At 72.5% G+C, this 12,271-nt stretch carries 12 protein-coding genes and 1 pseudogene; 10 read left to right on the forward strand and 3 right to left on the reverse strand.

The annotated features are described in order from the left end of the window. Positions 1-74 precede the first annotated feature (74 nt). The 3 genes from SSNG_RS26895 to SSNG_RS26905 form a co-directional block, all read right to left on the reverse strand. Positions 75-1,388 (reverse strand): cation:proton antiporter, encoded by a 1,314-nt coding sequence (locus SSNG_RS26895; protein WP_007267078.1) that lies wholly within the window; start codon positions 1,386-1,388, stop codon positions 75-77. Beyond that, the gene (locus tag SSNG_RS26900) at positions 1,375-2,028 is read right to left on the reverse strand and encodes a flavin reductase family protein (RefSeq protein WP_007267079.1); all 654 of its coding nucleotides are present in this window, start codon (positions 2,026-2,028) and stop codon (positions 1,375-1,377) included. The genes SSNG_RS26895 and SSNG_RS26900 overlap by 14 nt, the downstream gene beginning before the upstream one ends. A 97-nt stretch (positions 2,029-2,125) precedes the next feature. After that, entirely contained in the window at positions 2,126-3,724 is a 1,599-nt protein-coding gene (locus SSNG_RS26905; RefSeq protein ID WP_007267080.1) for a tryptophan halogenase family protein, read from the reverse strand. Positions 3,725-3,939: 215 nt separating this feature from the next. On the opposite strand from SSNG_RS26905, the gene sbnA reads away from it, so the two are divergent. The 10 genes and pseudogenes from sbnA to SSNG_RS26950 all read left to right on the forward strand — a co-directional run. Further along, on the forward strand, positions 3,940-4,935 hold the full coding sequence (gene sbnA / locus SSNG_RS26910; RefSeq protein ID WP_241695123.1) for a 2,3-diaminopropionate biosynthesis protein SbnA: 996 nt from the start codon (positions 3,940-3,942) through the stop codon (positions 4,933-4,935). A 61-nt stretch (positions 4,936-4,996) separates the two neighbouring features. After that, complete coding sequence (locus SSNG_RS26915) at positions 4,997-5,260, forward strand: acyl carrier protein (RefSeq protein WP_007267082.1); 264 nt, start codon at positions 4,997-4,999, stop codon at positions 5,258-5,260. After that, positions 5,257-6,525: a beta-ketoacyl-[acyl-carrier-protein] synthase family protein gene (locus SSNG_RS26920; protein WP_007267083.1), complete on the forward strand. Its 1,269-nt coding sequence runs from the start codon at positions 5,257-5,259 to the stop codon at positions 6,523-6,525. Before SSNG_RS26915 ends, SSNG_RS26920 begins: the two co-directional genes overlap by 4 nt. Continuing rightward, the gene (locus SSNG_RS26925) at positions 6,522-7,616 is read left to right on the forward strand and encodes a beta-ketoacyl synthase N-terminal-like domain-containing protein (RefSeq protein ID WP_007267084.1); all 1,095 of its coding nucleotides are present in this window, start codon (positions 6,522-6,524) and stop codon (positions 7,614-7,616) included. Before SSNG_RS26920 ends, SSNG_RS26925 begins: the two co-directional genes overlap by 4 nt. Positions 7,617-7,763: 147 nt before the next feature. Next, positions 7,764-8,507: a 3-oxoacyl-[acyl-carrier-protein] reductase gene (fabG, locus tag SSNG_RS26930; protein ID WP_007267085.1), complete on the forward strand. Its 744-nt coding sequence runs from the start codon at positions 7,764-7,766 to the stop codon at positions 8,505-8,507. 46 nt (positions 8,508-8,553) lie between these two features. Continuing rightward, complete coding sequence (locus SSNG_RS26935; RefSeq protein WP_007267086.1) at positions 8,554-9,270, forward strand: DsbA family protein; 717 nt, start codon at positions 8,554-8,556, stop codon at positions 9,268-9,270. A gap of 47 nt (positions 9,271-9,317) precedes the next feature. Next, positions 9,318-9,917: pseudogene (locus SSNG_RS44945) on the forward strand (condensation domain-containing protein); the annotation flags it as partial. A gap of 88 nt (positions 9,918-10,005) precedes the next feature. Continuing rightward, the gene (locus SSNG_RS44950; protein WP_007267088.1) at positions 10,006-10,734 is read left to right on the forward strand and encodes a condensation domain-containing protein; all 729 of its coding nucleotides are present in this window, start codon (positions 10,006-10,008) and stop codon (positions 10,732-10,734) included. After that, positions 10,731-11,903 carry an FAD-dependent monooxygenase gene (locus SSNG_RS26945; protein WP_007267089.1) on the forward strand — a complete coding sequence of 391 codons (1,173 nt, stop codon included), beginning with the start codon at positions 10,731-10,733 and terminating at the stop codon, positions 11,901-11,903. The genes SSNG_RS44950 and SSNG_RS26945 overlap by 4 nt, the downstream gene beginning before the upstream one ends. A gap of 144 nt (positions 11,904-12,047) precedes the next feature. Continuing rightward, positions 12,048-12,271, forward strand: a 224-nt coding sequence (locus SSNG_RS26950) for an MbtH family NRPS accessory protein (protein ID WP_165365028.1), incomplete at its 3' end; no start/stop codon positions are given.

The raw sequence follows: 12,271 nt of genomic DNA on the forward strand, positions 1-12,271 counted from the left end.
CGCACCGGCGGCGGTCAGCGGTCCCGGGGCGGGAGCGCTGCGGGGCAGCGGTCCGGGGCCGGGGCGTTGCGGGGTCAGGGCGACAGGGCGGCCGCCTTCGCCGGCAGCCGTACCGGCTCGTGGACCAGCGGCCCCTCGGCCGCGTCGGCGGCCTCCTTGCCCGGGGACACGCCCCGGCGGATCCAGGACAGGGCGGGCGAGGTGATCGCGGTGGTGAGCAGGGCCATCAGGACGAGCATCGTGAACAGCTCGGGCCCGATCACCCCCAGCTCCAGCCCCAGGTTCAGCACCACCAGTTCGGTCAGGCCGCGGCAGTTCATCAGCGCCCCGATCGACATGGCGTCCCGCCAGGACTGGCCGGTGGCCCGGGCGGCCGCCGTGCTGCCGCCCCACTTGCCGAGGAAGGCGACGACCATGACGGCGCCGGCCCACAGCCACATCATCGGGTCGGCGGCGATCAGCCCCACATCGGTCTTCAGACCGGTGTTGACGAAGAACAGCGGCAGCAGGATGGGGATGGTGAAGGCCCGCAGCCGGGCCGCGCACAGCTCGATCACGCGGGAGCCGCGCGGGGTGATCACCCCGAAGACGAAGGCGCCGAACAGGGCGTGCACGCCGATCTTGTCGGTGGTGAAGGCCGACAGGCACAGACCGCTGAACAGCACCACCAGGACGACGGAGTCCACCGTGCGGGCGGCCCGTACGGCCCACTTGGCCAGCAGCGGCCGGACCGCGTAGATCATGAAGGCCAGGAACAGGGCCGCGAGGGCCGCCGTCGTGGCCGCCTCGACGGGGGAGCTGCTGGTGCTGACCGCGACGACGGCGGCCAGCAGGCACCAGGCGGTCACGTCGTCCACCGCCGCGCAGGCCATGGCCAGCGCGCCGATCCGGGTGTTGTAGAGCCCCCGGTCGGTGAGGATCCGGGCGAGCACGGGGAAGGCCGTGATGCTCATGGACACGGCGATGAACAGCACGAACGCGAGCTTGGTGACCCCCTTCGGGGCCATCGTGTCGTACATCAGCAGCGCCAGGCCCGAGCCGAGGACGAGCGGGAGCGCGATGCTCGCCTGGCTGACGCCGATGGCGGTACGGCTGTGCCCGCGCAGGGCCGAGAGGTTGAGTTCCAGGCCCACCAGGAACATGAACGCCAGCAGACCGATGTTTCCGAACGCCCCGGTGAACGGCAGGACCGTCCCGGGGAACAGCCATGTCTGGGCGTCGGGCCACAGCCAGCCGAGCAGCGAGGGGCCCAGCAGGATGCCGACGGCGATCTCGCCGACCACCGGCGGCTGACCGATCCGGCGGAAGAGCATCGCGCCGGCCTTGCACGCGATGATGACGGCGGGGATCGCGATCAGCAGATCGGGCAGCGGGTCACGGGCGGACACCGGCGGCTCCTTCCCGGTCCGACGGGGCGACGAGCGGGGCGGATATCGCCGGCAGGGGAGGGGCCGCCGCGGGCGGGCCGGGGACGGCCGTGGCGTCGGTCCAGCGGGCGTAGCGGCGCTTGCCGTACAGCAGGGGCTCCTCGGCGTCGTGCAGGGAGACCCGGCTGATCCGGACGAACACGGCGGTGTGGTCGCCGAACTCGACGGCCTGGGTGACCTCCCCGTCGGCGATGGCGTGCGAGGCCCCGGCCAGATGCGGGCCGCCGGCGCCCAGCGGCAGCCGCCACTCGACGCGCTCGAAGCGGTCGGGGGCGCCCGAGGCGAACAGGTCGGAGACGGGGCGGGCGTTCTCGTGGAGCAGGTTGACGGCCACGTGCCCGGTCTCCAGGACGGCCTGGACGGTCGGGCTCCCGGTGCGCAGGCACAGCACCACGGTGGGCGGGGAGAGGGCGACGCTGGCGAGCGAGCTGCACGTCATGCCGCGCGGCTCGGAGTCCGTGCCGATCGTGGTGATCACCGAGACGCCCGAGGGGAAGGCCGACATCAGGGGCCTGATGTCGGCTTCGGCCGCGTCAGACAGGCCGGCGCGGACGGTCGGGGCGGTGCGGGCGGAGGGGGACGGCTGCGAAGTGGCTGTCATGAGCGGGACTCTCCTGGTCTGGGGTGCGGCGCGGGGCCCGGAAGCCGGAGGGAGGGGCCGGCTCCGGGCCTGCGCACCGGAAGGAAGCGACTGCGTACTAGCCGTGCAGCTTGCGGAGGTAGTCGTACGTGCTGGGGAGGGTGTCGAGGAGGTGGTTCTGCTCCTGCTTGACCTTGCCGAACAGGGCCTCGGCGCCGGCCACCGACTCGGGCTTGTGGGCGAGGATCGGCAGCGGGGCGTCCGGTTCCAGACCGAGGCCGGCGAAGACGCAGTAGTAGCTGCCGTTGGTCCAGAAGTTGCGGAATTCCGCCTCGAAGTTGCCGTAGTACGTGGACTCGTCCGCGATCGGCGAATTGATGGCCAGGCCGGCCTTGTAGGCGGAGATCTTCTCCTGGATGTTCTTCGGGAGGGTCAGCTCCTTGTTGGCCCGCCAGAACGGCGTGTCGTTGCGCGGCGCGTAGTAGAAGTGCGCCTGGATGAAGTCGCGGGTGTCGTCGAACATCACCTCGATCTCGTGGTTGAAGCTGTTCGCCAGCTCCGGGTTGAAGGTGCGGTCCGGGAAGTGCTTGGCGAGCTGGTAGATGGCCGCGGTGATGAAGTAGATGCCGGTCGATTCCAGCGGCTCCAGGAACGCGGAGGAGAGCCCGATGCTGACGACGTTGTTCACCCAGGCGCGGCGGTTGCGGCCGACCCGGAACTTCACGTGGTTGAACTTCGTCGTCTCCGGGTCCAGACCCCACAGGGCGCTGAATTCCCTGGTCGCCTCCTCCTTCGTCGTGAACTTGCTGGAGTAGACGTAACCGGAGCCGAAACGGCCCAGCATCGGGATCTTCCAGGTCCAGCCGGAGGACATCGCGATGGCGGAGGTGTACGGCTCGATGCCGTTCGCCTCGTCGTCGTGCGGGACGGCGGTGGCGACGGCGCTGTCGCACAGCAGGTGGTCGCTCATGTCGATGAACGGCTCTTCCAGGGCCTGGTTGATGAGCAGGCCGCGGAAGCCGGAGCAGTCCACGAACAGGTCGGCGTCCAGCACCCGGCCGGCCTTGGTGTGCAGGGCCTTGATGAAGCCGCGCTCGTCCTTCTCGGCGTGCGTCATCTCGTCCTGGACGTGGTTGACGCCCTGCTTCTCCGTGGCGAAGCGGCGCAGGAAGTCGGCGACCAGGGCGGCGTCGAAGTGCCAGGCGTAGCGGGTGGACGGAGTGCCGTCGAGCCACTTCGGGGACTTCTTCGCGTCCATCACCGGGGGCTCGCGGAAGCACGCGTAGTCGAACGGCTCCTCGGTCCGGCCCTCCAGCTTCCGCTTGGCCCAGTAGTGCGACATCGGGACGTTGTCGCTGTCGGGAAGGATGCCGAACGGGTGGTAGAAGTGGTCCGGGCCCCCGTTCTCCAGCTCACGCGCGTCGGGCTGGCCCTGGCCGCCGGTTCTCCAGTTCACGAACCGCACCGCCATCTTGAAGCTGGCGTTGCACTCCCGCATCCACTCCTCCTCGGCGATGCCGAGGTAGTCGAAGAGGACCTTGTGGAGGTTCGGGACGGTGGCCTCGCCGACACCGATCCGCGGAATCGCCGGCGCCTCCAGGACCGTGATGTCCACGGTGCCCTGCAGGGCCTTCCCGAGATAAGCGGCGGTCATCCAGCCGGCGGTACCGCCGCCCAGGATGACGACTTTCTGAATGCGCGAGTCGGTGCCGGTCATGTGGGGACTCTCTCTTCCGTCTGCTGGGGAGTTCCGTTGTGCGATGGGAAGAGATTCGAACCGTCGACTATGCGCCACCTATAACCGGCCGTATGGCGTCGATATAGCGGATTGGCCGAATCTCGGTCCCGTTGTATCCGCACCCCGCAACTCCCAGCAGAGGATGGCTGCATCAGATGCCGTACGACGAAGGGACGAAGGGAATCCTCTCTACAGTGGGAGGAACGCCGCTCATCGAACTGGAGCGTTTGCTGCCGGGCCTCGGCTCGCGGGTGTTCGCGAAGGTGGAGCGGTTCAATCCCGGAGGAAGTATCAAAGACCGCTCGGCACTCTCCATGGTGCTCGCGCGCATCAGGTCCGGGGAACTCGTCCCGGGCAAATCCACGGTGATCGAGTCGAGTTCGGGCAATCTCGCGATCGGGCTCGCCCAGATCTGCGGCTATTTCGGACTGCGCTTCATCTGCGTCGTCGACGCCCGCACGACCCGGCAGAACGTGGCGATCCTGCGGGCCTACGGGGCCGAGGTCGAGATCGTCGTCGATCCCGACCCGGTCACCGGCGAGCTGCTGCCCGCCCGGCTGCGACGGGTCGCCGACCTCGTCGCCGAGACCCCCGACGCCTACTGGCCCGACCAGTACTCCAACCCGCTCAACCCGGTCGCCCACCAGAACACGATGCGCGAGATCGCCGAGGCCCTCGACGGCCGCGTCGACCAGCTCGTCGTGGCCGCGGGCACCAGCGGAACCCTGGGCGGCTGCGCCGAGTACATCCGCCGGCACGGCATGAACACCACCGTCAACGCGGTCGACGCCATCGGCAGCGTGCTGTTCGCCCCGCCCGAGCGCGTCACCCGGCTGATCCCGGGACACGGCGCCTCGGTCGTGCCCCGGCTGCTGCGCCCCTCGGACGCGGACCGGGTCATCCACGTCGGCGACCTCGACTGCGTCGTGGGCTGCCGCCGCCTGGTGCGCCAGGAAGCGGTGCTGGCCGGCGGCTCCTCGGGAGCCGTGGTCGCCGCCCTGGAGCGGATCGCCCCGGACATCGTCCCGGGCTCCAACGTGGTGCTCGTCCTGCCCGACGGCGGCGACCGCTACCTGGAGACGATCTACGACGACGACTGGGTGCGCCGCCAGTTCGGCGAGGTCTCCCACCTGTGGAAGGACCCGCAGCCGGCCGTCACGCCGCACCTCGTGGATATAGGCCACGGATAGCGGCCGCTCCCACCATCGAACCATCGCCCCCGCACGATCCCCACCCAACGGAGGAATTCGGATGACCACCCAGATCGCCACCCTCGACGCCGAGCGCAAGGAGCAGATCAAGGAGATCGTCTGCGACATCCTGGAGCTCGACCTCGACGAGGTGACCGAGACCAGCCTCTTCAAGGAGGAGCACGACGCCGACTCCCTGCGCACCATCGAGATCCTCGCCTCGCTGGAGCGCGTCTTCGGCATCACGCTGGAGCAGGCCGAGCTCAGCCGCATGGTCAACCTGGTCGGCGTGTACGCCGTGATCGCGGAGGCCGAGGGCAAGTGAGCGACCGGACGGCCGCGACGGGGCGGCGACCCGCCGCCCGGCACCGGGTGGTGATCACGGGCCTCGGTGTCGTGACGAGCATCGGCACGGGCGTCGACGCCTTCGCCGAGGGCCTGCGGGGCGGACGCAGCGGGGCCAAGCCCATCAGCGCGTTCGACACCACCGGCTTCGCCCACTCCAACGCCTGCGAGATCACCGACTTCGAGCCGGACGCCTGGCTGCGCGAGCTGCCGGCCGACGAGCTCGGCCGGGCCGCCCAGTTCGCGGTCGCCGGGGCCCGCATGGCGGTGGCCGACGGCGGACTCACCGAGGCGGACGTCCGGGCCAGGCGCTCCCTGGTCTCGGTCGGCACCACCGACGGCGAGTCCCGCGACCTGGACCACCTCACCGGGCTCCAGGTCGCCCAGGACGAGGACACCCTCGACCCGGTGGTCGCCCGGCGCGTCTGGCCGGGCCGGCTCTCCGCCGGCATCGTCCGCGAACTGGGCCTGGAGGACGTCGAGACGGTCACCGTCCCGACCGCCTGCGCCGCGGGCAACTACGCCGTCGGCTACGGCTACGACGCCATCAGCTCCGGCGACGTGGAGATGGCCCTGTGCGGCGGCGCCGACGCCCTGTGCCGCAAGACCTTCACCGGCTTCTACCGGCTCGGCACCATCGCCCCCGACGTGTGCCGGCCCTTCGACGCCGACCGGCAGGGCATCCTCACCGGCGAGGGCGCCGGCATCCTGCTGATGGAGTCACTGGAATCCGCCCTGGCCCGCGGCGCCCGGATCTACGCCGAGGTCCTCGGGTACGGGCTGTCCTGCGACGCCAGCCACCCGGTCGCCCCCGACCGGGACTCGATCGCCCGCTGCATCACCGCCGCGCACGCCAACGCCGGCATCACCCCCGCCGACGTGGACTTCATCTCCGCGCACGGTACGGGCACCAGGGCCAACGACGTCACCGAGGTCGGCGCGATCCGCCAGGTGTTCGGCGAGGACCTGCCCCGCACCGTCTCCATCAAGTCGATGATCGGCCACACCATGGGCGCCGCCAGCGCCCTGGCCTCCGCGGCCTGCGCCCTCGCCCTGCGCGAGGGGTTCATCCCGCCGACCATCAACCACCGCACCACCGACCCCGAGTGCGGGGTGGACTGCGTACCGAACGAGGCCGTCGAAGCCGACCTCAAGGTCGTGCAGAACAACGGACTCGCCTTCGGCGGCAACAACGCCGTGCTGGTCCTCGGCCACTGGGAAGACGAGAGGAGCACCGTCGCATGAGCACGGCAGCGGAACCCCGCGAGCGGCAGCTGGTCATCTCGGGCTGGGCGGTCAGCTCCCCGTACGGGCTGGGCCGCCGGGCCTTCGCCGAGGGACTCCTCGCGCGGACGGCGGCCACCGCCCCCGTCGACCCCGGGAAGTGGCCCGTCCCGTACGAGGACGCGGGCCTGATCCCCGGCTTCGACATCAAGGAGGTGCTCGGCCGCAAGGGCACCCGCTCCATGGACCGGGCCACCGGCATCGCCGTCGTCACCGTCGGCGAGCTGCTGGAGGACTTCGGCCGGGGCCTGGCCGCCGACCCGGAGAAGACCGGGCTGGTGCTCGGCACCTCCGGCAGCGTCCAGTCCATCATGGACTTCACCAAGGACGCCCTGACGGGGGAGAAGCCCTACCTCGTCGACCCGGCCCGGTTCCCCAACACCGTCATGAACTGCCCGACCGGCCAGAGCGCCATCCGGCACACCCTCAAGGGCCCCAACGTCACCGTCTCCGGCGGTTCGGCCACGGGCCTGCTCGCCCTGAACTACGCCTCCCGGCTGCTGCGCGGCGGCCACGCCAACGCGCTGCTGGCCGGCGCCGCCGAGGAGTACTCCGTCCAGCGGGCCCGCCTGGAGCGGGTCGCCGACCACGGCGGGGCCGAGGCCGACCCGCTCGGCGAGGGCGCCGCGCTGTTCCTGCTGGAGAGCGGGGACGCCGCCCGCGACGGGGGCCGCCAGGTCCTCGCCACCGTGCTCGGCTCCCGCTTCCGGGCCTTCCCGGAGAGCGGGCGGGCCGGCTCCGCGCTGGCCCGCTGCGTCGAGGAGGTCCTCGCCGACGCGGGCGCCGCCCCCGAGGACGTCGCCCTGGTCGCCCCGGGCACCCCGGCCGGGCTGCTCGGCAAGCAGGAGGAGTCCGCGCTGGACGGCGTCGCGGGCGAGCGGATCGCCGTACGCCCCCTCGTCGGAGACGCCACCGCCGCCTCGGCCGCCTTCCAGCTGGCCGCCGTCCTCGCGCACGCCGGTGCCCGGCCCGCCCTGGTCGACCGGCTCGCCCTGGTCACCGCCATCGACCGGGACGGCACCGTCGGGGCCACCCTGCTCCGGCTCGGCTGAACCGGCGGTCCGGAGCGGGGGCGCACGCCGACGCCCCCCGCCCGCAGCCCCGCACACCGCCCGTGGCCCGACGCCCCCCCGCCCCCACCCGCGCACCCGCGCACGCCCCGCACGCACCCCCGCGTCCCGAGAGAGAGGCACCTATCCATGTCCGAGACACCGAGGCCGGTAGCCCTCGTCACCGGCGGCTCCCGCGGCATCGGCCGGGCCGTGGTGGAGATCCTGGCGCGGGACGGCCACGACGTGGCCTTCTGCTACCAGTCCAACGAGGAGGCCGCCCGCCTCGCCGCGAAGTCCGCGCAGGCGCTGGGGGCGCGGGTACTGGCCCGCCGGGTGGACGTCACGGACCGCGAACAGGTCCGGGCCTTCACCGCGCAGGCCGAGGCGGAACTGGGCCCGGTGGAGGTGCTGGTCACCGCCGCCGGCATCGTCCGCGACGGCCACCTCGCCATGATGAAGGACGAGGACTGGGACGCGGTCGTCCGCACCAACCTCGACGGCACCTTCAACTTCGCCAAGGCAGTGGCCTTCCCGATGATGAAGCGCCGCCGCGGCACCATCATCACCCTCTCCTCGGTCGCCGCCGCCGGAAACGCCACCCAGAGCAACTACTCCGCCACCAAGGCCGGGATCATCGGCTTCACCAAGGCACTCGCCAAGGAGTCCGGCCGCAGCGGCCTGCGCGCCAACGCCGTGGCCCCCGGCTTCATCGCCACCGACATGGTCGGCGGCCTGTCCGAGAAGCACGCCAAGGAGATGGCGGACCGCATCCCGCTGCGCCGCTTCGGAGAGGCGCACGAGGTCGCCGAACTGGTGTCCTTCCTCGCCTCCGACCGCGCCTCCTACATCACCGGACAGGTCTTCCACATCGACGGCGGTCTGGTCGTCTGACCCGCCCGACCACCGGGACCAGCCTGATTCACAGAGGAGTTTCGACATGGCCGGCCGTGCCGCCAAACCGCCCCGGTTCTACTTCAACCTGCGCAGCCCCTACAACTTCTTCGCCCTGCACGACATCGAGCGCCGGCACCCCGGACTGCTCGACCGCCTCGAATGGCGCCCCTTCTGGGAGCCCGACGAGACCACCGGCCGGCTCCTCGACGAGGCCGGCGGGCAGTTCCCGTACACGCCGATGAGCCGCGCCAAGCAGTTCTACATCCTGCGCGACGTACGCCGCCTCGCCGCCGACCGGGACCTGCCGCTGACCTGGCCGGCCGACCGCACCCCCTGGTGGGAGCCGGCCCACCTGACCTGGTTCCTCGCCGCCGACGCGGGCCTCGGCCGGGAGTGGGTGGCACGCGCCGGACGCGCCCGCTGGCTGGAGGGCCGCGACATCTGCGACCCGGACACCGTCGTCGAACTGGCCGCCGGGATCGGTCTGGACGCCGCCGCCGTGGCCGCCGCCCCCCACGACGCCGGCCTGCGCGCCCGCGGGGCCGCCGCCCTGAAGGACGTGCACCGCGACGGGGTCTTCGGAGTCCCGTACTTCATCAACGGCAGCGAGCCCTACTGGGGCCTGGACCGGGTCGAGGAGTTCGCCGCCTCCTTCGCGGACGGGGCCCCCGCCCCGGCCGCGCGGCCCGAGGAGAGGGAACTCGCCGTCGTCGGAGCCGGCCGCACCACCGACATGAGCCACGCCGGAGGCTGCGGATGAGCACCACCACCGTGGAGGCGCTGCCGCTCACCGCGATCCAGCAGTCCATGTGGACGGCCTACCGGGTCTCGCCCGAGGCCTCCGCCTACAACATCGTCATGCCGCTGCGGCTGCGCGGCCGCGTCGACCCCGTCGCCATGGACGCCGCCGTCACCGCCGTCGGCGCCCGCCAGGACCTGCTGCGCTCGGTCTTCACCGAGAGCGCCGCCGGAGTGCGCCGCACCGTCAGCGAACAGCCCCTGGTCCGCCTGGAGTTCCACGACCTCGACGGCGCCCCCGAGGACGAGCTGCACCGCGCCGCCGAGGAGGCCGGAGCCCGCCCCTTCCGCCTGGAGTCCGGAGCCTTCCGGGTGGTGCTGCTGCGCCGCTCCGACACGGACTGGGCCCTGGTCACCTCCGCCCACCACATCGTCAGCGACTTCACCTCCCGCTGGCTGCTGGTCCGCGACGTCCTCGACGCCTACGCGGGCATCGCCGCCGGCACCGAACCCGCCTGGCGCCCCATCCCCGGCTCGTACGCCGACCACACCGCCGAGGAGCTGCGCTACACCGCCTCCGAGGCGGGGCAGCGGGCCGCCGCGCTGTGGCACGAGTCGGTGGCCGGCGCCGCCGCCGCCGAACTGCCCCTGGACCGGCCCCGGCCCGCCCTGCGCTCCTACCGGGGCGGAACCGTCGTACGGCAGCTCGCGCGGGACACCGCCGACGGCCTGCCCCGCGGCCGCCTCCGCCGCCGGGGTGACGCCCTTCGCGTACCTGCTCTCCGTCTTCCAGGCCCTCACCCACCGCTGGACCGGGCAGGACGCCTTCGTCCTCGGCGTCCCCGCCACCAGCCGGATGGGCCGCGCCCAGCGCGACGTGATCGGCTGCTTCCTCAACACCATGCCGGTCCGCGCCGACTTCGACGCCCGCTCCACCTTCCGCAGCGCCGCCGCCCAGGCCGGCGAACGCGTCATGCGCGGCATGGTCAACGTCCGCTACCCCTGCGCCCTGGCCTTCCCCCGCGCCAACGTCTTCCGCACCGCGCTGTTCCTCGTCCAGATGGACCGCATGGAACCGCCCGTGCCCAACGTCCCGCCGGGCGCGAGCGAGGGCCCGTCCGTCCCGTACGCGGGGCTCGACATCGCCCTGATCGACGTCCCCCAGCAGGAGGGCCAGCTGGACCTGCTGCTGCGCATCGAGCAGACCCCGGAGGGGATCATGGCCGTCTTCTCGTACGACACCGACGTACTGGACCGCGAGACCGTCACCCGGTTCGCCGACGGCTACGAGCGGATGCTCGCCGCCGCCGTCCAGGACCCGGACACCCCGGTCGCCGACGTGGAACTCGCCGGAGCGAGCGAGCTGGAGGCCCTGCTGGCCCTCGGCACCGCCGCGGGCACCGGCTTCGACGGCTTCGACGGCTTCGACGGCTTCGACGAGTTCGACGAGTTCGAGTCCTTCGAGAACGCCCGGGAGCAGCGATGAGCCCCCGCGTCGCCGTCATCGGCGCGGGACTGGGCGGCCTGACCGCCGGCGCGGCCCTGTACGCCCGCGGCCTGGACGTCACCGTGTACGAGCGCGGCGAGGCCCTGCGCGAGGAGGACGGCGGCATGCACCTGGGCCCCAACGGCACCAGACTGCTGGAACGCCTCGGCCTCGGCCCGCGCCTCGCCGAACTGGCCGTCCGCCCCGAGGCCCTGGAGGTCCGCGCCTTCCACGACGGCGCCCAGGTGGGCGTGCAGGAGATGGGCGAGGCCTGGGAGCGGAAATTCCGCGCCCCCTACCTCACCGTCCACCGCGGCGACCTGCACCACATGCTCGCCGGCCTGGTCCCGGCGGAGCGGGTGCGCACCGGGAAGGAGCTGGTGCGGTACGAGGAGCACCCCGACGGGGTCCTGCTGGAGTTCGCGGACGGCACCACCGACCGGGCCGACGTCCTGGTCGGCGCCGACGGGGTCCACTCGGCGGTGCGCCGCGCCCTCGCCGGCGACGACGCCCCCGTGTACTCCGGGAACAGCGCCCTGCGCGGGCTCGTCGCCGCGGCGGACGTCCCCGGCCTCGACCCGGCCCGCATGTACATGTTCGCCGGCCCCGACGCGCGGGTCCTGTGCTACCCGGTCTCCGCCGGCCGCCAGTTCACCTACGTGGTGGTGGTGCCGGCCCCCGAGGGCGACGCCGAGTCCTGGACCAGCGCCGGCGACCCGGCCGACCTGGACTCCGTACTCGCCGGCTGGGCACCGCAGGTCCGCGAACTGGTCGGCGCCGCGGGCGAGGTGCGCCGCTGGGCCCTGTACGACCGGGCCCCGCTGGAACGCTGGAGCACCGCCCGCACCACCCTGCTCGGCGACGCCGCCCACCCGATGCTCCCGCACCACGGACAGGGCGCCAACCAGGCCGTCGAGGACGCCGTCGCCCTCGCCGTCTGCCTCGCCGAGGCGGACCCGGGAGCCCCCGGCACCGCCGCCGCCCTCGAACGCTACGAGGCGCTCCGCCGCCCCCACACCACCCGGGTCCAGCTCGGCTCCCGCGAGGGCGGAAAGCCCCGCGGCGGCCCCGGCGGCGACATCAAGGGGGCGGCCGCCGACGTCGGCTGGATCCTCGACCACGACGTGGAAGCCGCCCTGCGCACCCCGGCGGCCGTCACGGCGGCCTGACCGCCACCCCCACCCCCACGGGCCCCCGACGCCATTGCGGCGCCGGGGGCCCGTCCCGCGTTCCGGCCCGTATATGCGCTCGATAGGGCATCGATAGCGCCCTCTTCAAGGATGGCCACACCTGATCACGCGAAGGGAACAGCGATGAGCGAACAGCAGAACGGCAACCGGTCCGGCGACGGCGGCGGACAGGCGGAGACCCGCTACCGCGTCGTCCTCAACGACGAGGAGCAGTACTCGATCTGGTGGTCCGAGCGCGAACTCCCCGCCGGCTGGACCGCCGAGGCGCCGAGGGCACCCGCGAGGAATGCCTCGCCCGGATCCCGCGGCAATGGACCGACCTGCGCCCCGCCAGCCTGCGCCGGCGG

It is taken from the genome of Streptomyces sp. C, from assembly GCF_000158895.1.
Classification (GTDB): domain Bacteria; phylum Actinomycetota; class Actinomycetes; order Streptomycetales; family Streptomycetaceae; genus Streptomyces; species Streptomyces racemochromogenes.